The sequence below is a fragment of the Mesorhizobium sp. B2-4-15 genome, from assembly GCF_006658505.1.
Taxonomy (GTDB): domain Bacteria; phylum Pseudomonadota; class Alphaproteobacteria; order Rhizobiales; family Rhizobiaceae; genus Mesorhizobium.
On the sequence record NZ_VFUZ01000016.1, the window covers coordinates 113,196 to 132,183 of the forward strand.

General features: G+C 61.3%; 24 protein-coding genes. 22 read left to right on the top strand and 2 right to left on the bottom strand.

Annotated features, from left to right (window positions below; all coding sequences use genetic code 11):
- The first annotated feature begins 10 nt into the window (after positions 1–10).
- The 10 genes from FJ930_RS19725 to FJ930_RS19770 all read left to right on the top strand — a co-directional run bounded on the left by FJ930_RS19725 (position 11) and on the right by FJ930_RS19770 (position 12,089).
- Positions 11–1,156 carry a hypothetical protein gene (locus FJ930_RS19725; protein ID WP_141839756.1) on the top strand — a complete coding sequence of 382 codons (1,146 nt, stop codon included), beginning with the start codon at positions 11–13 and terminating at the stop codon, positions 1,154–1,156.
- Positions 1,157–1,183: 27 nt separating this feature from the next.
- Entirely contained in the window at positions 1,184–2,200 is a 1,017-nt protein-coding gene (locus FJ930_RS19730) for a phage major capsid protein (RefSeq protein WP_141839757.1), read from the top strand.
- 12 nt (positions 2,201–2,212) lie between these two features.
- The gene (locus FJ930_RS19735; protein WP_141839758.1) at positions 2,213–2,758 is read left to right on the top strand and encodes a hypothetical protein; all 546 of its coding nucleotides are present in this window, start codon (positions 2,213–2,215) and stop codon (positions 2,756–2,758) included.
- 81 nt (positions 2,759–2,839) lie between these two features.
- On the top strand, positions 2,840–3,658 hold the full coding sequence (locus FJ930_RS19740; RefSeq protein ID WP_141839759.1) for a hypothetical protein: 819 nt from the start codon (positions 2,840–2,842) through the stop codon (positions 3,656–3,658).
- Between the two features lie 6 nt (positions 3,659–3,664).
- Positions 3,665–4,366: a hypothetical protein gene (locus FJ930_RS19745; protein ID WP_141839760.1), complete on the top strand. Its 702-nt coding sequence runs from the start codon at positions 3,665–3,667 to the stop codon at positions 4,364–4,366.
- Positions 4,363–5,949, top strand: a complete 1,587-nt coding sequence (locus tag FJ930_RS19750) for a hypothetical protein (protein WP_141839761.1) — start codon at positions 4,363–4,365, stop codon at positions 5,947–5,949. The genes FJ930_RS19745 and FJ930_RS19750 overlap by 4 nt, the downstream gene beginning before the upstream one ends.
- Before the next feature lie 47 nt (positions 5,950–5,996).
- The gene (locus tag FJ930_RS19755) at positions 5,997–6,392 is read left to right on the top strand and encodes a GNAT family protein (protein WP_141839783.1); all 396 of its coding nucleotides are present in this window, start codon (positions 5,997–5,999) and stop codon (positions 6,390–6,392) included.
- A complete protein-coding gene (locus tag FJ930_RS19760) occupies positions 6,379–7,392 on the top strand; it encodes a hypothetical protein (RefSeq protein ID WP_141839762.1) in 1,014 nt (337 codons plus the stop codon). Before FJ930_RS19755 ends, FJ930_RS19760 begins: the two co-directional genes overlap by 14 nt.
- Before the next feature lie 3 nt (positions 7,393–7,395).
- A complete protein-coding gene (locus tag FJ930_RS19765) occupies positions 7,396–9,972 on the top strand; it encodes a phage tail tip lysozyme (RefSeq protein WP_141839763.1) in 2,577 nt (858 codons plus the stop codon).
- A 398-nt stretch (positions 9,973–10,370) separates the two neighbouring features.
- Positions 10,371–12,089, top strand: coding sequence for a hypothetical protein (locus FJ930_RS19770; RefSeq protein ID WP_141839764.1), 1,719 nt, complete (start codon positions 10,371–10,373; stop codon positions 12,087–12,089).
- Here the strand turns inward: FJ930_RS19770 and FJ930_RS19775 are convergent.
- Positions 12,051–12,338, bottom strand: coding sequence for a hypothetical protein (locus FJ930_RS19775; protein WP_141839765.1), 288 nt, complete (start codon positions 12,336–12,338; stop codon positions 12,051–12,053). The genes FJ930_RS19770 and FJ930_RS19775 overlap by 39 nt on opposite strands.
- On the opposite strand from FJ930_RS19775, the gene FJ930_RS19780 reads away from it, so the two are divergent.
- From FJ930_RS19780 to FJ930_RS19835, 12 genes are all read left to right on the top strand, one after another.
- Positions 12,328–12,708: a hypothetical protein gene (locus FJ930_RS19780; RefSeq protein ID WP_141839766.1), complete on the top strand. Its 381-nt coding sequence runs from the start codon at positions 12,328–12,330 to the stop codon at positions 12,706–12,708. The two genes, FJ930_RS19775 and FJ930_RS19780, sit on opposite strands and share 11 nt — an antisense overlap.
- Before the next feature lie 63 nt (positions 12,709–12,771).
- Positions 12,772–14,145, top strand: a complete 1,374-nt coding sequence (locus tag FJ930_RS19785; RefSeq protein ID WP_141839767.1) for a hypothetical protein — start codon at positions 12,772–12,774, stop codon at positions 14,143–14,145.
- Between the two features lie 13 nt (positions 14,146–14,158).
- Positions 14,159–14,518, top strand: a complete 360-nt coding sequence (locus tag FJ930_RS19790) for a hypothetical protein (RefSeq protein WP_141839768.1) — start codon at positions 14,159–14,161, stop codon at positions 14,516–14,518.
- Positions 14,519–14,546: 28 nt separating this feature from the next.
- Complete coding sequence (locus FJ930_RS19795; RefSeq protein ID WP_141839769.1) at positions 14,547–15,380, top strand: N-acetylmuramidase family protein; 834 nt, start codon at positions 14,547–14,549, stop codon at positions 15,378–15,380.
- Positions 15,381–15,392: 12 nt separating this feature from the next.
- A complete protein-coding gene (locus FJ930_RS19800) occupies positions 15,393–15,617 on the top strand; it encodes a hypothetical protein (RefSeq protein WP_141839770.1) in 225 nt (74 codons plus the stop codon).
- A gap of 1 nt (position 15,618) precedes the next feature.
- A complete protein-coding gene (locus FJ930_RS19805) occupies positions 15,619–15,816 on the top strand; it encodes a hypothetical protein (protein ID WP_141839771.1) in 198 nt (65 codons plus the stop codon).
- Positions 15,813–16,052, top strand: coding sequence for an ABC transporter permease (locus FJ930_RS19810; protein WP_141839772.1), 240 nt, complete (start codon positions 15,813–15,815; stop codon positions 16,050–16,052). The genes FJ930_RS19805 and FJ930_RS19810 overlap by 4 nt, the downstream gene beginning before the upstream one ends.
- A complete protein-coding gene (locus FJ930_RS19815; protein ID WP_141839773.1) occupies positions 16,037–16,228 on the top strand; it encodes a hypothetical protein in 192 nt (63 codons plus the stop codon). Before FJ930_RS19810 ends, FJ930_RS19815 begins: the two co-directional genes overlap by 16 nt.
- Positions 16,228–16,551: a hypothetical protein gene (locus FJ930_RS19820; protein WP_141839784.1), complete on the top strand. Its 324-nt coding sequence runs from the start codon at positions 16,228–16,230 to the stop codon at positions 16,549–16,551. Before FJ930_RS19815 ends, FJ930_RS19820 begins: the two co-directional genes overlap by 1 nt.
- A 74-nt stretch (positions 16,552–16,625) precedes the next feature.
- On the top strand, positions 16,626–16,979 hold the full coding sequence (locus FJ930_RS19825) for a hypothetical protein (RefSeq protein ID WP_141839774.1): 354 nt from the start codon (positions 16,626–16,628) through the stop codon (positions 16,977–16,979).
- 358 nt (positions 16,980–17,337) lie between these two features.
- A complete protein-coding gene (locus FJ930_RS19830) occupies positions 17,338–17,706 on the top strand; it encodes a hypothetical protein (protein ID WP_141839775.1) in 369 nt (122 codons plus the stop codon).
- 58 nt (positions 17,707–17,764) lie between these two features.
- Positions 17,765–18,010 carry a hypothetical protein gene (locus FJ930_RS19835; RefSeq protein ID WP_181763429.1) on the top strand — a complete coding sequence of 82 codons (246 nt, stop codon included), beginning with the start codon at positions 17,765–17,767 and terminating at the stop codon, positions 18,008–18,010.
- A 460-nt stretch (positions 18,011–18,470) separates the two neighbouring features.
- On the opposite strand, the gene FJ930_RS19840 is transcribed toward FJ930_RS19835, so the two are convergent.
- A complete protein-coding gene (locus FJ930_RS19840) occupies positions 18,471–18,782 on the bottom strand; it encodes a hypothetical protein (protein WP_141839777.1) in 312 nt (103 codons plus the stop codon).
- Between the last annotated feature and the right edge of the window lie 206 nt (positions 18,783–18,988).

Genomic DNA, 18,988 nt, shown 5'->3' on the forward strand with positions numbered 1-18,988 from the left:
GAGAATTCCCATGGACGACATGAACGGAGGCGCTTCGGCGCCCGCCGAGACGAACGCTGTTGCTGCTCAGGAGCCGGTTCAGACGCCGAATCCGATCAACACCGATCCGAAGACGGTCGAGGCCAAGCCGGAAACGAAGGCGGAAAAGCCGTCCGCCCGCGAAGCCCTGAAGGCGGCAGCGGCCAAGGTCGCCGACAAGGAGAAGGCCGACGACGCTGCCAAGCCTGCTCCTGTCCAATCGCAGCCGAAGCAGGGCGACAAGCCGGCCGACAGGACGCTCCCCGAGCCAAAGCCGGCCAAGGGCGCGGAAACGACTGCCACGAAGTCAGGCGAGCCAGTCAGGACCGAAGCTGACAGGAAGCCTGTCGCCACCCAGACCGGACACCACGAGCCCCCAGCGCGCTTCAAAAGCGACGCGGCAGCGACTGCCGAATGGGAAAGGGCGCCGGAGGCAGTCAAGGCCGCCGTTCACCGTACAGTGCGCGAGCTGGAGGCGGGTATCGAGAAGCACCGCGCATCCGCCGAGGAATTCGAAAAGGTCCGCGACTTCGACGACCTGGCCAAGCGCAACAACACGTCGCTGCGCGATGCGATGACGCGATATACCAACTTCGAAAAGGCCCTGCTGTCAGACCCGATGAAGGGTCTCAACATGGTGTGCGACTATATCGGCGTCCCGCTGCGGACCGTCGCGGCGCACATCATGGGCCAGCAACCCGACCAGGTGCAGGGGCAGAACGACGCCACAATCCGCGAGTTGCGGCAGGAAATCGCCATGCTCAAGCAGAGCGTCGGCGGCGTGACTTCCACAATGCAGCAGCAGCATGTCGCGGGTGTTGAAGCCCAGGTCGACAGGTTCAAGGCTGAAAACCCCCGGTTTGAAGAACTGGCAGAAGACATCGCGTTTTTCCTCAAATCGGGGAAAACCAAGGATTTGGCCGAAGCATACCAGTTGGCGGAACGGCTCAACCCGGCCCCAGCAGCAACGGCCCCAGCAGCGCCTCAGACGCGCATCGCTCCAGACCTTGAGGCTCAGACCCGAAAAGGTTCGAAATCCATCACAGGCGCGCCCTCGGCCGGCTCAGACCCGGCGACGAAGCGAGCTTCCACCTCAATCAAGGATTCACTCCGGCGGGCACTGGCCCAGGCCGGCTGATCCTTTTCATCATAAAGGAGGGCCGAAATGGCTCTGACTTCAGTCGAAAAAAATCAGGAAATCTTGTCCCTGGCGCTTGAGGATCGCTCCGCTGGCTACCAGGATCTTGTTTCCAACTCGTGCGCGCTCCTGCATGTTCTGCAGAGCAAGGGCAAGTTCAAGGAGTTCTCCGGCCCGCGCATCCGCGAACGCCTCCTGTATACCAAGACCGGATCGGCGGTCTGGTATAACGGCTTCGGCTTCCTGAACCCGGTTCCGACCGAGCTTTTCAACGACGCCGAATACACCCCGAAAATGGTTGCCGTCGCGGTCACCCTTGCCAATGAGGATATCCTCAACAACGAGGGCGAAAACCAGATCCTGGACATGATGGAAAGCCATATCGCAGCCGCCGAAAGCGAGCTGGAGGATGAGGTCGACATCTCGCTTCACAGCAACGGCACCCGCTTCGGCGGTCGCGAGCTCGGCGGCATGCAGTTGGCGGTTCCGACCGTCAACACCTCCGGCACCTATGCCGGCATCGATCGCGGCGCCAACCCGGTCTGGCGCACCTCTGCGTTCGACGCGAATTCGTTCGCCGTCGACATCGGCACCCAGGTCACCGCAACGACCGTCCGCCCGATGCTCAACCGCATCATGACCCAGCGCGCACGCGGCAAGAAGGCCGCCGATATGATGCTGATGTCGGCGGAACACTACGCGGCCTATGACGCCGCCACGGTGGCCATCCAGCGCGTCAACGACACCAACGCGCTGGGCAAGCTGGGCTTCACCTCGCTGAAGTACTACGGCGCCGGCCGCTCGGCCGACATCGTGCTTGAGGGCGGCATCGGTTCCAACATGCCGGCGAACACGACCTATGGTCTGGACACCGACAACCTTTGGATCCGCTACCACCCGGAACGCAACTTCAACAAGATCGGCAAGGCCATGGTCCCGATCAACCAGGATGCCGTTGTCCAGTACATCGGATTCATGGGCGAACTGACCATGACCAATCCGCTGTTCCAGTGGAAGTTCTTCGACAGCAATCCGGCCGCTTAAGGAGGTCCGAAAATGGCTTATGTTCCGCACACTCCCTATCTCGGCCTCCCGCCGATCGCCTCCACGATTGCCGCGCCGGCAGCAGGGGCACTGCCCCTCGGTCGCGGCTCTCCGGGGCCTTTCCTCGGCGACATCATCACCGCACAGGATCCGGTGTATGGCGTCGGCGAGTTCATCTATCTGCTCGGCGTCGTCGGGACGGTCGTCGGCTCCCTCGTCACCTTTGACGGCGCCAACGCTGGCACTCCGACCTGGCAGACAGCGCTTGCTCCGTCGACAGCCAACCTCAACGCACCGCTCGCGGTTGCCATGTCGGCAAACGTGGCCGGTCAGTATGGCTGGTATCAGCTCTTCGGCTCTGCGGTCGTTGCAACCAACGGCACTCTCGCCGCTGCTGGCGCCCCGGTCTACCTCGCCGGCACCGGTCAGGTGACATCTACCCAGGCCGCCGGCAAGCAGGTCGTGAACGCCCGCAGCGAAACGGCAACCGGCACCCCGGCGGCTGGGTTGGCGGTGGTGAAGATCAATTACCCGTTCGCACAGGGCCAGATCACCTAACCCTTCGACACCATCAACATCTGAGCGGGGCCTACGGGCCCTGCTTTTCGTTTTGCAACCTCTCAGACAGGAAGAAAATCCATGAACGTTCACGCGAATCCCAACGCAAACTATCACACCGTCAACGTCAGCTTCCGCAGCCATGCCCAGCTTGACGAACAAGCCAGCAAGAAGGCCGGCCGCCAGATTTGGACGGAGATCGAAGTTTGCGACATCAGCTTTCCCGCCAACAGGCAGACCAAAGCGACCTTCCCGGCGCACGAGGTGGAACCGAACGCCACCCGCGAGAGCATGGTGAATGGCGGCCCCGAGGTCACCTATGCGCAGCTCTACAATGACCAGTATTTGGCCTTCAAGAACGGTTCGGCCCAGCCGGTCAGCGGAACACCGCTTTCCGAAGCGCCGTTCCTATCGGAAGCAAAGCGTCGCGAGCTGAAGGCGCTCAACATCCATACCGTCGATGCCCTCGCATCGCTCGACGGCGCTCAGCTGAAGCAACTCGGGATGGGCGGCCGCGAACTGAAGAACCAGGCGCAGGCCTATCTCGACAATGCGGCGGGCTCCGCTGACGTGACTGGCCTTGCCGCACAGGTCGCGCTGCTTCAGCAGCAGTTGGCCGAAGAGCGCCGGTTGCGCGAAGAGGATGCCAAGGCCGCGCTCAACAAGCGTGAACGCATCAAGGCCGGTGAGAAAATCGACGAGCCGGCGGACGAGGATGCCGACGATCTGGAAACGGAAGAACCGGAGGCGATCGACCCGCCGACTGCGGAAGAGATCGACGCCATGGATGATGAAGCATTGAAAGGCTACATCGCCAGGGAAACCGGGAGCCGCCCGCGCGGCAATCCGAACCATGACACCTTGGTCGCTGCGGCCAAGGAACTGGCGATGGTGGCGTAAGCCGTCATGAGCATCCTCAGCGTCATTCAACTGGTTTGCCCGGTCATCGGCCTGAATGTGCCGACGGCCGTTTTTTCAGCAACCGACCGCGAATTGGTCGAGTTGCAGGCGCTCGCCAACGAGATGGCGCAGAGGATCGCTTTCGACAACAGGGATTGGACCAAGTTCAAGACGCTCGGCACCTTTACGGGCGACGGCACCACGGTCGGGTTCAGTCTCCCGACCGACTATCAGCGCATGCTGAAAAAGGCGCGCATCTGGCCTTCGGCAAGCCCGTTTGCGCCCTACACGCACTATCCCGACACCGATCAGTGGCTTGGCATCACCGTCCAGAATTTCCGCAGCATCATCGGCGCGTGGACCATGATCGGCGAACAGGTCCTGATTAAGCCGGCGATGGCCAGCCTCTCGACGGCGCAATTCTACTACATCACGAACCAGATCATCAAAGACAAGGACGGCGCGCCGAAAACCACGTTCACTGCTGACGATGATGTTTTCCGCCTCGACGAGCGCGTGCTGAAACTCGGCATGATCTGGCAGTGGAAGGCCAACAAGGGCATGGCCTACGCCGAGGATATGGCGAACTACGAGGATGCGCTTGCGGTGTCTGCCGGAGCCGACAAGGGCTCGAATATTATTGTGGTTGGCCGTGGCCGCATGCCGGTTGACAGCGATATCGCGTTCCCCGGAGTGATCATGCCATGAGGGCGGGCTTTCGGCGCGTCCCGGTGCAGGCCCAGGCTCAGCAGCGGCATGAGACGTACACCTTCCCAGCGCCGACGCGGGGCAAGATATCGAACGAAAACCTCGCCGCAGCCGGCCCGCAAGGTGCCAAGGTCTTGGAAAACTGGTTCCCGACAAGCACTGGTATCCGCTTGCGTGGCGGCGCTTCCAGGCACGCAACCATCGGCACCATCCCCGTCACAAGCATGATGTCCTATGACGGCCCAGCCGGCCGGTTCATGTTCGCATGCGACGGCACCAAGATTTTCGACACCACCGCCCCGGCCGATCCGACCATCCCGCCGTCGCCGGTCATCACCGGCCTGACCAGCGGCTATTTCTCCTATGTGCAATTTGCGACGCCTGGGGGCTATTACCTCTCTGCCGTGAACGGCACCGACAGCATGCGGCAATTCGACGGAACGACATGGACGACGGTTGCCGCCCTCGGACCGTCGATCAACACCAACCAGTTGTCGTTCATCTGGGCCTATAAAAACCGTCAGTTCTTCGTTCAGAAAAACACCCTCAATGTCTGGTTCCTGCCCGTCGATTCGATATCAGGCACAGCCACCGTTTATTCACTCGCCGGCGTGTTTCAGCGCGGCGGTTCCGTGCTCTGCGGCGGCACCTGGTCGCTCGAGACTGGCGGCGGCATCGACGACAAATGCGTGATCATTTCCGATCGCGGCGAAGTCGCCGTTTTCCAGGGAACAAACCCCGCCGATCCAACGGCCTGGTCGATCGTCGGACGCTATGACATGTCGCCGCCGCGCGGGCCCCGAGCGCTGATGCAGGCTGGTGGCGATCTGCTGATCGGCATGGATGACGGCATCGTCCCGATATCGCAGGCGATCCAGAAGGACGCCGCCGCACTGGCGTTGATCAGCGTGACACGCGCCATTGAGCCGGATTGGCGCCGTGAAGTGGCCGCGCGTTCGGTATTGCCGTGGGAACTTTTGAAATGGCCGACGTTCAACATGGGCATCGTCGCGCTGCCGGCCGACGCGGGCCAGGACAAGAAGGTCTTTGTCGTCAATCTGCAAACCGGCGCATGGGCAGATTATACCGGGTGGGATGCCCGTTGCCTCGTCCTGCATGAAGGCTGGGCCTATTTCGGCACGTCGGACGGCAAGGTCATGCAATGCGAGGTCGGCGGCAATGATGACGGCATGCCGTACACCTGCACCTATGTCGGTCTGTTCGACCACATGAAGCGGGTGGCAAGGACCAAGATCCTTCATATGGCCAGGACCGTCTTTCTGGCCAGCCGCAAGTTCATTCCCAAGCTTTCGGTCTCGACGAACTATCAGGTGACGTTGCCGTCGGCGCCGCCGTCGACGCCCAATGACGTCACCTTTGACGCATGGGATTCCGGGCTTTGGGATGTTGCGGTCTGGGATGCTGGTTCCGTCAAAACCGTGTCGACCAAATGGACGTCGATCGGGCAATCCGGCTTCATCGTCGCGCCCCAGGTGCAGGTGACATGCGGTGTCACACCGACGCCCGATGCCGAGCTGGTGGCGATCGACATGACCTTTGAAACCGGGGCCGTCGTCGTTTGAGGCTCCTTTTCGACCATAACGAGGCCGTCGCGCGGTTCGTGGCGGACATGACACCCGGCTGTGAAAACGGCTTCGGGAACAGCAAGGCGATCGGCGTCCTTGATGACGATGGTGAGTTGGTTGCCGGCATGGTGTTTCATGACTGGCAACCAGGCCCCGGCCTGATCCAGATATCGAGCGCTTCGAAAACGGCTCGGTGGCTCACCGCCAATGTCCGCCACATCATGTTTTCGTACCCATTCGACCAGATCGGTTGCCAGATGGTCGTTTTGCAGGTGTCGGCGAAGAATGAGCGTATGGTTCGGATCGCCAAGGCCTTCGGCTTCACCCCGTATTTCATCAAACGCATGCGCGGCCGCGACGAAGACGGTTTCGTCTTCACGCTGACCGACGACGATTGGCGCAACAGCAGGTTCACGAGGAAAATCCATGGGCAAGCCTAGCGCACCGACGCCTCCGGATCCGAAAGAGACTTCGGCCGCGTCGACCGGGACGAACATCTCCACGGCGCTCGCGAATTCGTATCTGAACAACGCCGATCAGGTCGGGCCCAACGGCACGATCACCTATACGAACAACGGCTCGCAAACCATCAAGGACCCCTATACCGGGCAGAGCTACGACATTCCGACGCGGACAGCGACGACGACGCTTTCGCCGGCGCAGCAGGCGATCAAGGACCAGACGGACAAGGCGCAGCTCAACCTCGGCACGCTCGCCAACACCCAGTCGTCGTTCCTCAACGACTATATGGCGAAACCCTTTGACGGTTCGAATGACGCGACCGAATCCCGGCTGTTGCAGCTCGGCAAAGAACGGCTCGATCCGATCCTCGCGCAACAGTCCGACGCGCTCCAGACCCAACTTTCCAACCAGGGGATCAAGCTCGGTTCCGCAGCCTATGACCGCGCCATGACGCAGCAGGCCCAGCATGCCAACGATGCGACCGATCAATTGATCTTGCAGGGCCACGGGCAAGCCTTCTCCGAAGCCCAGGCCGTTCGCAACCAGCCGATCAACGAAATCACGGCGCTGCTTTCCGGGTCGCAGGTCTCGAACCCGCAGGCGGCCGCCTATACCCCGAGCACGATCCCGACAACGGACAACGCAGGCATAATCGCCAACAACTACGATCAGCAGATGAACGCCTACAATACCCAGATGTCGCAGGCCAGCAGCCTGGCCGGCGGCCTGTTTGGCCTTGGTGGGAAGCTGATCAGCCTGTCCGACGACGACGCCAAGAAGGACAAGGAACGGCTTGCCGACATCACGCCCGAAATGGGCCTCTGGAAATTCCACTACAAAGGCGAACCAAACGACGCCCCGATGCGGCTTGGCCTCATGGCCAGCGAAGTCGAAAAGGTTCGCCCCGATGCCGTTACGCGTCGTCCGGACGGATATCGCCAAGTCGATTACGGCAAAGCCCTGTCGCTGGGAGCCTGATGCATGGCACTTTCTTTCATCTATGACCCCAGCAAGGAAACGCCTGCCGGCCTCGCCAGCAAGCGGGCTGTTGTTCAGGCGCTCATGGCGTCGCAGCGCGCGCCGCGCAATGTCGGCGAGGGCCTGAGTGCACTCGGCGACGGTATCGTTGAGAACGTACTGAACAGCCGCATTGCTGCGGCCGACGCTGCTGGCCGGGCATCCGCCGCCGACACCTTGAACGGTCTGGCCGGTGGCGGGACTTTCCCCGCCGCGCCAAGCCCGGATGCAGCAAGCGCCGCGTCGTCTGGCGCATTGCCCTCGGTGGACGTCAGCAAGAGTGCTTCCGGCTCGGTCGATCCGCAGACCGTTTTTGCGGGGCTGAAGGCGAGGGGGCTCAATGATGCCCAGGCCTATGCCACCCTTGGCAACTGGAAACAGGAAAGCGAGTTTCGCCCGGGCGCGGTAAACCCGGCCGAGGGCGCGATCGGTTTCGACCAATGGCGGCTTGAGCGTGCGGATGCGCTCCGCAACTTTGCGGCCACGGGACAATTTGGCGGCCAGCAGGTCGGGCAGGCGGGCCGCAACGTCAATGACCCAGAAGTCCAAATGGACTATTATGTCAATGAGTTGAAGAACCATGCCGGCGGCAACGCCTTCATGGCCGCGAACGATATCCCGTCGGCCAACGCGGCGCTGAAAACCTTCATTGCTTACGGCAGCCCCTACGATAAGGGCGGCGAAGGCACCCGCCTCGCCAATGCACTCGCCTATCAGAAATTGGGATTCGGCGCGCCAGCCAACCAGAACGCGGCATCGGCCGATCCCACTGGTGATGGCGGCTCGCCTGCTCTGGCCTTCGCTGCGACACCGAACCAGGTGCCGATCCCGCCTCCTATGCCAGGCCAACCACAAGCGAATGCCGCTCCGGCCGCGCCGCCTGTCCAGACGGCCAGCCTCGATCCGGGTATTGGCCTTCCGCCCAATTCCTCGCCCGCGCTCGATCCTGGCATCTTGGCCGCCGCCTCAAATGCTCAATCGAGCGATCCCGGCATTGTGGCGGCTGGCCCCGCGCTCCCGGCCTCGGCGCCGATCCCGACGCCTTCCCCAAATGCTGGCTACGTGCCAGGCGCACCTGGAGCGACTTCGCCGGCCGGTCAGCGCGTTCTCTCGACGATGATGCAGCAAGACCCACTCAGCGGGCCCGGGGGTGTCGTTCAGGCTCTCAGCGCGGCAAACCCGCCCGCGCCAGCCTCAGCGCCTTCGCCTGTCGCTGCCGCGCTTGCCGGTGCCACACAGCCACAGGCATCGGCCGGGCCGTCTCCCGACGTCCAGAAAGTGGCTCAAGCGATGTCAGGCAACAACTTGCCGGTCATGGCTGGTGGTTCCTCGGATGCCATCCCGCAGGGCGCGCAGCAGCAGGGCCCGACGGTCCAGCAGCTTATGAAGGCGATGAGCAATCCTTGGCTGTCTCCCGATCAACAGCAGCTTGTCGGGTCTATGCTATCCGCTCGCCTGACGCCGCACAAAATCGAGATGGTTTCCCTCGGTAACGGTGTGACAGCCGAAGTGGATTCGATGACAGGTCAGATCGTCGGCCAGATCAAGGGCCAGCCGGATCTGAAGTCGATCAAGGACGCCGCCGGCAACGAATACATGTTCAACCCGGCTGATCCAACGCATCCGATCACTGCTGATACGCTTTTGGGTAATCAGGCTGGGAGAGGGCAGGCCGCACAGGCCAATGGTCTGCCCGACCCATATGCATCGCCGTTCCCGCGCACGATTGCCCGGACGGACGTGATGAAGGATTGCGAGGGTTATCTTGCCCAGTCCAGGGCCTTGGGCACGCCCCCGGTTCCGTTCAACGACTACCAGATGAATTTGAAGAAGCAGGGCGCTCAAAGCGTCGTCTTCAACCAGGAGAACGCGGCGAACAAGGCGGTTGGCGAAGCGATCGGCAACAACATGGCCGACTACATCAACGGCGCCAAGGATGCCCGCACGAAGGTTCAGGCCCTCAATATGATCAAGGGCGTGCTTGACCAGTATGGCGGCAACATCAGCACAGGCCCCGGCGCTCGGACGATGCTTGCCGGGAAGCAGATGCTGGCAAATGCCTTCCCTGGCACGTTTGGAGATCAGGCCGGCCCGACCGAAATGCTGCAAAAACTCTCGACGCAGCTTGCGACGGCCGATGCCAAGGGCCTTGCTTCCCGCCCGACGCAGTTCGATTTCGCGACGTACCTGAAGAATAACCCCGGCATTCAGATGTCGGTTGCCGGGCAGAAGGCCCTCGTCAATCTGAAGCTTCAGCAGGCCCAGCATGATTATGAACTGGGCTCGATGGCGACCCATAAGCAGTACGCCAACGATCCGGGCGGGTGGGCGGACGTCGTGGCGCAGTACGACAAGGATCATCCGCTGATCAACCCGCTGACGAATAAGCCCGCCGATCCCAATGCGACGGACTTCCCGGACCCGACAGCCGCGCCACAGAGCGCCGCGCCGCCTGTTCCCGGGGCAAGCAAGGCTCCGGATGGAAATTGGTATGTTCCTGACCGCGCCCGGCCTGGGAAGTATCTGAAGGTGGTTCAGTAATGGCCCAACTCGTTCCGGTCGACACCGATCCGTTTGCGACGGCTCCGCAGTCTGCCGCCCCGGTGACTGTAGCGCCGGCCGCAACACAGGGCGCGGCGCTTGTTCCCGTCGACCATGACCCCTTTGCGGCTACCAACCAGCCGCCCGGCGTGCCGGCCTATGTTCCGCCGGGCGTGAAGGGCTATGATCCGGCGACAGGCGAGATAGCGCCAGGCCAATACACGACAGGCAATGACCTCGGGCTTGCGTTTACATCGTCGGTCCTCAACGGGGTTCCTGTCGTCGGGCCATATCTGAACGAGGGCGTCGACAGGCTCGGTGCCAAGATTGGCGCGGCAACGTCGGGCAAGTCAGAGGCCGACATTCGCTATGCATCCGACCAGGCCGCCGATCGCGCGGTGCGCGACAATCCCTACACGGCCGGCAGTGGCAATATCGTCGGTGCGGTTGCCGGCACGTTGCCTGCCGTCGTCGCTGCCCCGGAGCTGTTCGGGGCTGGTGAAGCCGGTCTTGGCGTGCGCTCTGTTGTCAGCGCGTTGACGGGCGGAACGATTAATGCCGCCGATTCCGGCGTGCGCTCGGGTGGCGATCCATCCGCTATGGAAAGGGGCGGGGCTATCGGGGCGGGTTTCGGCCTAATCGCACCGGGTGCCGGCACCTTGATCGGAAAGGGCATTGGAAGCGCGATCGACTATATGACCCGGCCAGGTGCTTCTGAACTTGGCGGCTTCACCCGTAACGCGCTCAGCCGCATTACCGACGCCACGAATGCCGATGGCCTGTCGCCTCAAGCAGTGCAGCAGCGGCTTGCCCAACTCGGGCCGGATGCCATGATGGCGGATGTCGGTCCGAACCTTCAGCAGACAGCCGCAGGCCTCGTAGCGAAGCCCGGCGAGGCGCGCGCCATCATCAAAGATGCAATCTCGGCACGAGATGCCGGAGCCAACCAGCGCATCCGAAGCACGCTTGACACGGAACTAGGCCCGGCTCCCGTGCCATCTCAAATCAATGCCGGCATCGCGACCAACCAGGCCGCGCTTTCCCCCGACTATCGGGCCGCGCTCCAGAACGCCGGCCCGGTCGACACCCTTCCGATCGCCCGATATCTGGATCAAGATATTCAGACGCTGCGCGGCGAACCGCAGCGGGCGTTGCAGCGCGTGCGAGCCATGCTGGACCATCAGCCGACCCCGCAGGAAATCGCTCAGGCCCGAGCGCTCGGCCAGCCCCCGCCCGGAACGTCGCTCGTCACAGATGCCGGCGAGTTGCTGAACGCCCGCCATGCGGTCGACGATCTGCTTCAGACGACACAGGGCTCAAATGCCCTCAATGCGCTGACGACCGCAAGGCAGGCGATCGATGACGAACTGCGCGCGTCTGTGCCGGGGATAAAGGAAGTCGACGCGAAATATTCAGAACTCGCACGGCAACGCGACGCGGTGCAGCGAGGCCAGACGGTGCTCTCCAGCGGTCGCGAAGCGCCGCGTCCTTCAGAGCTTGCCCAGGAGGTGCAGCAAGGCGCGCTCCCCCAGGGTATGCAGGTTGGACCCTCCGCTGTGCCGTTGCGGCTGCGCGAGGGCGCCAGGGCCGAAATCGAACGGATTGTCGGCACGAACCTGAACGACCGCGTTGCCCTTCAGGGCCTTATCAAAGGTGACGGCGATTGGAATCCGCAAAGGTTGTCGACGCTCTTCGGACCCGACAAGGCCCAGCGGTTGCTCGGCGTGCTCGACGCGGAAAAGACGTTCGCCAACACCAGTAGCGACGTCACCAAGAACTCGATGACTGCGGCGAGGGTCGAAGCGGTGAAAAGCCTTGACGGCACGGGCAGCGGTGTCCCCGGGCTCGGCGTGGTCGACAGCTACAAAGCGGGCGGTCTGCTTGGAATGGGCCGTGCGGCTGGCCTCAAGGGCGCCTCGGCTGTGATTGATGCAATCCGCAGTCGCGGCGCCGACGCTGCCAATTCCGCGCTCGCACGGGGGCTGGTTTCGGGAGATCACGCGGCTGTCGTCAAGGCGCTCATCGCGGCAAGCCCAGTGCCGATCCCGACCGGAGGAATTTCGAAGGTCGCCGAGGCGCTATTGCTTGGTTCCGGTTCGGCTGCGACGCGGCGATGAGTCCAGCCAGTTGCAAAACAGGATCCATATGGCCGTGAAAGCCACGCCGACCCCGAAGCCACCGGCAAATTGTGGGCTCGTCCAGTTGAAAAAAGTCTCGAAGCCGTAGTGCGCGGCGGCCAGCACGCCAATCAGCAGCAGTGCGGCGAAGATTTGAAGCGCTCGGATCATCACAAACACATAGGCGAAAAGCAGCGCTGGCGAAAGAGCCGGCTGTTTTCGGCTTGAAGGGACTGCAATGATTTTCAACTCGGCACGGATGACGCCAGCGTCGCGGTTGGCGGCACAGCAGCAGCTCGGTGCTTTCCAAAATGCACCGATGCCCCGGAATATCGGCGAGGGATTGACGTCACTGGGCAGCGGTCTGGAATACCGTCAACTTCATCGTAATCTGGCTGGGGCACATGACGCCAATGGCTATCCTTCGGCGGCCGTGCAGCCATCGGCCGTCCAACGCGTCGCCAACGCTCTTATGGGTGGATACAACCCTACGGGCGCAGGCGTCCCGCAACAGTCCGCCCCTGCTTGGACCGATCGCGGCGACGGTCAGCAACCAATCTTCCCCGCGCCGCAGCCCGACGTGACCAATCTCAGCAAGATTTTTGGCTGGGGCTCCTAACCAGAATTATCCCGGTAGCGGCTGCGCCCGACAACTGTCCCATTTCTTGCATGGAGATTGCCAATGCCCCGTGACGGCTCTGGTGTTTATAGCTATCCGCCGAACGGCAATGCGGTTACGGCAACCCCGATCGACAGCAGCAAATACAATGCGCGCATGGCCGATCTCTTGGCCGACCTGAACGCCGCGCGTCCAATCCCGGCGGGCGGCACCAACGCCGTTACGCCAGTTGGCGCGGCCGACAATCTGAGCACCGCGTCAAACGCTATCGCCTCGGCGACGACCACCGATCTTTCAACCGCAACCGGCACGTCTGTCACCATTACCGGTACGGCGACAATTACCGGGTTTGGGACGCTTCCCGCTGGCGTCCTTCGACATCTGACTTTCGCGGGCGCGGCGACGCTCACGCACAATGCCACCAGCCTGATCTTGCCCGGCGCCGCGAACATCGTCACGGCCGCCGGCGATACCGCCACGGCGCAGTCGCTTGGTACCGGGAACTGGCGCGTTCGTAGCTTTCAGCGTGCCGCTCAGGCGCCATATTCGCCGGCAACTCCCCTGGTCGATGCAAATCTGGTGATTGCCGACGATGGCGATCCTACCAAGAAGTTTCAGTTTCAGGCGTCAGGTATCACGACCGGACAAACGCGTATTTTCACCGTGCCCGATCTCACCGGCACAATGGCATTGCGCACGACGCTCTATGGAACAGGCTTCCGGAACCTGAAAGTTCAGGCGATCAGCGCCACGCAAGCGCAGGTCACGGCCGATGTGCTCTTTCTTGAAGACACGAACGGGTTCCTTACCCGCCTGACCAATGTCAACTTCACCGCCGACATCAGCACGGCCGGCGCTGGTGGTCTCGATACCGGCGTGGAGGCGGCCAATGCCTGGTATTATCTCTACGCCATTTGGGACGGCACAAACACCAAGGGTTTGTTCTCGGCCAGCGCCACGACTCCGACAATGCCGGGCGTCTACACGCACAAGGCCCGGCTCGCTGTCCTTCGAAATGACGCATCGGCGAACCTGTGGCGCACCCTGCAATTTGGGCGCCGGGCCCATATCCAGATCGGCACCAACCCAACCACCGTGCCAGTCCTCGCAAGCGGAACCAGTGGAAGCCCGACAGCTCCAACATGGACACCTCTTGCGATTGGCAGCTTTGTGCCTCCGACGGCGGCCTCAATTCGCGGCACGATGTCGATGGCTCAGAGCGACAGCACCCGCGCCATACTTGCCCCCAACAACAGCTATGGCGCGTGGAATTCTGCGAACGCAGCGCCAGTCGGCAACGGCAACAACGGCATTACCGGGTCGTTCATCATCATCAATGAGCAGTTCGATCTGCTGCTCGAAAGCACCAACATCTATTACGCATCCAGCAATGGCAGCACTGTCGTTCTGCCGAACGGCTGGGACGACAACCTCTAAGAGGAGCCCGCGCATGTTCGTCTACAGCAACGACGGCCACAGTTTCCATGCGGTCGACAGCGACTATCAGCCCGCCGAGGGCGAGGTGCTTTTTGCCGACTATGCCACCCCGGACCAATTGGCGGCGGCGTTCCCTGGCTACTCACCACCAACTGAGGCGGCCGCCGACAGGCGCTTGGTTCCAAAACGCATCATCGTCGATCGCCTCTATGCGGCGGGATTGCTTGATAAGGCAAAGGCAGCGATCGACGCGGCCGACCTTTACACGCAAGAGCGCTGGAATTCGCGCACCGATATTTATGCCGATGATCCCACTGCGCTTGCCATGCTGGCAGTGATCGGCGGCGATCCCGCAGTGATTTTCGCGGCCTAGCGCCTCCCGCTCCTCAAAAGGAAACACCATGGACCTCAATTTCAGGGGCGCTGCCAAGCGCCTTGACGACCTCGATTTGCCCAAACTTGGCGCAACCATTGGCGTGGGAGAGGATGAAATTCACGCTTTCCTCGATGTTGAAACGCGCGGTCACGGCTTCGATAGCCAAGGCCGGCCGATCATCCTTTTCGAACCACATGTTTTTTATCGCAATCTGGCGCCGGCAGCGCGATTCCTCGCGGTAAAGCAGGGCTTGGCCTATCCGAAGTGGGGCGAGAGGCCATATCCGGCAGACAGCTATCCGCGCCTCATCGCTGCTTGCGACATCGATCAGACCGCCGCGCTCAAGTCGGCGTCGTATGGTCTCGGCCAGGTGCTCGGCGAGAATTTCGAGGCGGCTGGCTTCCTCACCGTGCAGGCCATGGTCGAGGCGATGACGGAGAGCGAGGAATTGCAGCTCGCCGCCGCCATCAATTTTATCCAGCACGATAACCTGGACGGGCATCTTCGCCGCCACGAGTGGGCGGCTTTTGCGCTCGGCTACAACGGCGAGGGCTACAAGAAAAACCAGTACGATATCAAGCTGGCCGAGGCCTACAGGAAGTGGTCGCGCATTGCCGACACGCCCTGGCCGCCAGCGACCCAGCCAGCGCCCGTTCAGCCCGCGCCGGTCCAGCCGAAGCCGGATGCGCCTGTCGCCGCTCCTGTGGCTCCTGTGCCAGCGCCAGATAGAGAGCCGCAACCCTTGCCGCCTCCGTCATCCACCAAGCCGGCCGCCGCTGCCGGGATCTTCGCGATTGCATCCATCGCCATCATGACGTGGTGGCACGAAATCACGAACTGGGTGTCCAGCTTCTTTTGAAAGGAACCGACCATGTGGACCAAGATCAAAGCTTTCTTCCTGTCGAGCGAGACCATCTTTCTCGCGCGCCTTCAGGTATTCGCAGGCATCGTGTTCGGTGCCTTCATGGCGCTCGACCCGAGCCTGTTCCAAGCCTATGTGCCGGCTGAATACGTGCCGGTCTATCTGCTGGCTATCGGCGTCCTGACCGAGATTGCGCGCCGCCGCAACGCCACTGACCTCGGCAAGGGGCAGTGAGATGGGCGATCTCGGTAGCGCAATAGGCGGCATGGTGGTCTTTCTGGCCAGTGTCGCCGCTTTCGGCGTCATGGCCTTGTTGTCCGGCCTCGGCTTAGCCCTCTGGTCGATCTGGCTTCCGATCACGCTTTGGCAGGCGATCGCCATCATGGCGGCTTTCGGGTGCTCGGGCGTCTTCCTTATATCGAGGATCAAATGACCACGCTCCTCGCCTTCATCCTGTCGAATCCAACCATCCTCGGCATCGGTGCGGCTATCGTCGGCGTGATCGGGCTTGCCTTTCAGCAGCGGCTTGCCGGCGCCAAGGCTGAACGCGCCAAGCAGGCTCAGGCCGAAGTCGCCGCTCGAGACGTTGCCGACCAGGTGCAGAACGATGTCGGCGCCCTGCCTCCCGATGCTGCACGAAAGGAGCTCAAATCATGGTCAAAGGGCTGATCCTCGCCGCGTTGATCGCGCTTGCCGGCTGCACCACCACAAAAGGCAGCTTTTGCGCCATCGCGAGCCCGCAGAGACCGTCGGCGGCAGCGGTTGACACAATGACCGACGCTCAGGTTAAGGCGCTCCTTGCCCACAACAAGCAGGGCCAGAAGCTTTGCGGGTGGAAGCCATGATGCATGATTTCCTCGACCTCTTGGGCATCAAGGCCCCAGTGCTGGTTGCCGGCCTCTCTGGTGGCATCCTGCGGGCATTGTCGCGCCACCGGTACAAACTGCGGGAGATGGTGGCATCGCCCGTCTGTGGCGCGCTGGCGGCCGCCTATCTGACGCTGCCCGTGGTGTCCTATTTCAAGGCGACTGGCTTGCCGATCCCCAACCCCTCCGATGACACTACGACGCTTGCCGCCGCCTTTCTCATTGGCGTGTCGGCTATGTGGATTTCGGATATCGTGTTTGAGATGGTCGTGCGACGGTTCAAACCGAGGCAGAGCGAGTAATCTACTTGGACCTGTATTGCAAGTTCCTGTTACTTCAGTTTATTGTAAAACAGCAGTTGTGGGAGGGAATTACGATGTCGACCATTGAGGAAAGCCTTAAGAGCGCGCTCGCAGCATATGCCAACGGTCGGGTGTTTTCATCTGGTATTTGGCAGTTGGGTCAAGGAGAAGACGGGAAGCCAAACAGCCTGGAAATCCTCCCAAAGCAGACGAATCATCCATTAGCAATCGTAACTTGTCTTCAGAATTCTGTTGTTGCGCAATTTGTTGTGGACGAGTTTGAGAGTGGAGGGGACGGTAAGTCTGGTGTTATTGAAAGAGAAATTTTCGAAGGAAATTCTGAAGCTCACGCTTCGTCCAATGTGTCGCTAAGAAAAAATGCACGGCACAGTGCAGCCTCTGGATACTACATAATCCTCAATCCATAGTTAGTTCGATACGAAGACCCGGCCCGCGTGTCCTTCGGGGATCCGCGGGCCTCGTTTGCGTTTGAACCTAATTGTTTGTGTCGATGCCGACGCAATCGCTATCTGAAAGGTTCGGCCGACGCCCAATGGGCGGGGGTGAGGTGCTTAGGACGCCGGCCGGGCGAAACAAGTCCGCCGCGCCATAGAGAAGCATGCAGTTGCACGGTTGGGAAAGGTACGCGAACGCGTAAGACGAACAATGTGATTGCGCGCTGGGCTCGCCCCTCGGCTCGCCGTTGGTATCAAACCGACATTTGAATCCCCGTTGATGTCCCCTATCTCAAGGAGTAAATACAACCTGAGCTACGGGGAGCTAGCAATGGTTGAAGGCCATATGGACTTGGCTCAGGCGACAATGGCCGCCAGCATCCTGTTGCAGCGCCGATCTCGGGGCGACATTGCCTCGCTACGCATCGATATAGATCAAACCCGGCGTGCGATCACGGCGTCACGCGAACTTCTAAAGCGGTTTCGCCAGCGCAAGATAGACGGGGCGATAAGGGTTACGCACCGCCCCTCGGTATCCTCGTTCGATGCAGACATTCTCCGGTCTGTTTTTCGAGATTTGGTCTTGGAAATGAAGGCACCGGAGTGTCAATGGCGCGATCTAGCTCAGAACCTGGTGTACGAGTTTACCGGGTGCGAGAGGGTTGAGGCCGGCTTGGTCGACTGGATCATCAGCAAGTAAATCAGCCTCTCAGCATTGAAACTGATGCACGACCATAAAATGTGGTATGATTCGTGACATGGGCAGGAAGGCGAAGCACAAGCCAAAACAGGCGATTATTGCATTACCGTTGGATGACGAGGTTCAAACGGAAGCCGCCTACTATGCCCGCAAATGCGGGATTACCACAGAAGAAGCCTTGCGGATCATCAAGGAGGCCAATCCTCCGAAGTCGACCAAGGGCGCTACGGCTCGAAAGCCCGAATTCGTGCATGCTCGGTTGAAAGACGCTCGCGGGCTGCAACAGATCGGCAAACGAGGTTAGGCTCGCAATTTTCTTCAACCCTGCGTGGAACCGTTTCGCTGCGCATCAATTGTTCTCGCGCAGTGCTCGATTCCGCTAAAGAATTAGCACTGTGTTCGCCTTGGCCCGCTGCCACCCCCCTCAGTCGGCAGCGGGTCATTCGCCGTTTGATTTCATGGAAAGTTCTAAGCTTGTCCCTTTTCCGTTCCAATCGTTGAGCGAGACGTAATATTCCGTTGCTGACGTGAAGCGGAGCGCCAGGACGCGCTGTTCCATCGCGTGGCAGCCTGAAGCAAGCGGCCCGGCACCTTTTGCGGCGGGCCAGAACGTGCCGGGCCTAACCGGCGAGGGGGGTACTCGGGGGACATCCGCCGGCTGCTGGTATCATATGCGTCCCCGCTAACAGATGAAACGTGCGAACGAATGGGCAAGGCCCAGGTAAATCGCTAAGCAACTTGCGGTATTGTGCGGCATGGCCGTTTTAAGTCGGCTTGTCGACGAGCGGCCTCTTGCGCTTCGGCGGTACGTAGGCCGTCACCAACCTAACCGTATCGGTATTGACTGTGACGGGCACGCCGAGATTTACAGTCACCTTGCCCTCATCAACGCGGACGACATCGCCTATGAGCTCGATCGGCTGGCCTCGGCTGACCTTCGACGTTCGATCCACGATGGAATGCGGCTGGTTATAGGACGGGATTGAGACGCTTACCCGATCCCCAGTCACGCGCCGCCTCACAGTCGCGGTGATGGCGACCTCGTCGCCAACGTTAATGCTGCCCTTCGCCGCCATGTGATGATTCTGGCGCGGTCAACGCCTTCGTCAAGCAATTGCTAATATGCGGCTTGGCAGATACGTATCAGAATCGACACCAAGCTCGGCATCAATCTTGCTTCGCCGGCAGAGGCGGATGTCCGCTATTGATGCGGTGGACGGCTCTCCTCCCGCCCTGCGGTATGATCGTGGGGCCAGAGCTGGAGGAGATCTATGATGGGCAA

Excerpts from the sequence above, each read along its gene's own strand:
- FJ930_RS19835 (WP_181763429.1), top strand. The coding sequence starts at position 17,765 with ATGGGCAGGAAGGCGAAGCACAAGCCAAAACAGGCGATTATTGCATTA.
- FJ930_RS19765 (WP_141839763.1), top strand. The coding sequence starts at position 7,396 with ATGGCACTTTCTTTCATCTATGACCCCAGCAAGGAAACGCCTGCCGGC.
- FJ930_RS19740 (WP_141839759.1), top strand. The coding sequence starts at position 2,840 with ATGAACGTTCACGCGAATCCCAACGCAAACTATCACACCGTCAACGTC.
- FJ930_RS19795 (WP_141839769.1), top strand. The coding sequence starts at position 14,547 with ATGGACCTCAATTTCAGGGGCGCTGCCAAGCGCCTTGACGACCTCGAT.
- FJ930_RS19800 (WP_141839770.1), top strand. The coding sequence starts at position 15,393 with ATGTGGACCAAGATCAAAGCTTTCTTCCTGTCGAGCGAGACCATCTTT.
- FJ930_RS19725 (WP_141839756.1), top strand. The coding sequence starts at position 11 with ATGGACGACATGAACGGAGGCGCTTCGGCGCCCGCCGAGACGAACGCT.
- FJ930_RS19735 (WP_141839758.1), top strand. The coding sequence starts at position 2,213 with ATGGCTTATGTTCCGCACACTCCCTATCTCGGCCTCCCGCCGATCGCC.
- FJ930_RS19825 (WP_141839774.1), top strand. The coding sequence starts at position 16,626 with ATGTCGACCATTGAGGAAAGCCTTAAGAGCGCGCTCGCAGCATATGCC.
- FJ930_RS19785 (WP_141839767.1), top strand. The coding sequence starts at position 12,772 with ATGCCCCGTGACGGCTCTGGTGTTTATAGCTATCCGCCGAACGGCAAT.
- FJ930_RS19815 (WP_141839773.1), top strand. The coding sequence starts at position 16,037 with ATGGTCAAAGGGCTGATCCTCGCCGCGTTGATCGCGCTTGCCGGCTGC.
- FJ930_RS19820 (WP_141839784.1), top strand. The coding sequence starts at position 16,228 with ATGCATGATTTCCTCGACCTCTTGGGCATCAAGGCCCCAGTGCTGGTT.
- FJ930_RS19790 (WP_141839768.1), top strand. The coding sequence starts at position 14,159 with ATGTTCGTCTACAGCAACGACGGCCACAGTTTCCATGCGGTCGACAGC.
- FJ930_RS19760 (WP_141839762.1), top strand. The coding sequence starts at position 6,379 with ATGGGCAAGCCTAGCGCACCGACGCCTCCGGATCCGAAAGAGACTTCG.
- FJ930_RS19755 (WP_141839783.1), top strand. The coding sequence starts at position 5,997 with ATGACACCCGGCTGTGAAAACGGCTTCGGGAACAGCAAGGCGATCGGC.
- FJ930_RS19805 (WP_141839771.1), top strand. The coding sequence starts at position 15,619 with ATGGGCGATCTCGGTAGCGCAATAGGCGGCATGGTGGTCTTTCTGGCC.
- FJ930_RS19830 (WP_141839775.1), top strand. The coding sequence starts at position 17,338 with ATGGTTGAAGGCCATATGGACTTGGCTCAGGCGACAATGGCCGCCAGC.
- FJ930_RS19730 (WP_141839757.1), top strand. The coding sequence starts at position 1,184 with ATGGCTCTGACTTCAGTCGAAAAAAATCAGGAAATCTTGTCCCTGGCG.
- FJ930_RS19745 (WP_141839760.1), top strand. The coding sequence starts at position 3,665 with ATGAGCATCCTCAGCGTCATTCAACTGGTTTGCCCGGTCATCGGCCTG.
- FJ930_RS19810 (WP_141839772.1), top strand. The coding sequence starts at position 15,813 with ATGACCACGCTCCTCGCCTTCATCCTGTCGAATCCAACCATCCTCGGC.
- FJ930_RS19780 (WP_141839766.1), top strand. The coding sequence starts at position 12,328 with ATGATTTTCAACTCGGCACGGATGACGCCAGCGTCGCGGTTGGCGGCA.
- FJ930_RS19840 (WP_141839777.1), bottom strand. The coding sequence starts at position 18,782 with ATGGCGGCGAAGGGCAGCATTAACGTTGGCGACGAGGTCGCCATCACC.
- FJ930_RS19750 (WP_141839761.1), top strand. The coding sequence starts at position 4,363 with ATGAGGGCGGGCTTTCGGCGCGTCCCGGTGCAGGCCCAGGCTCAGCAG.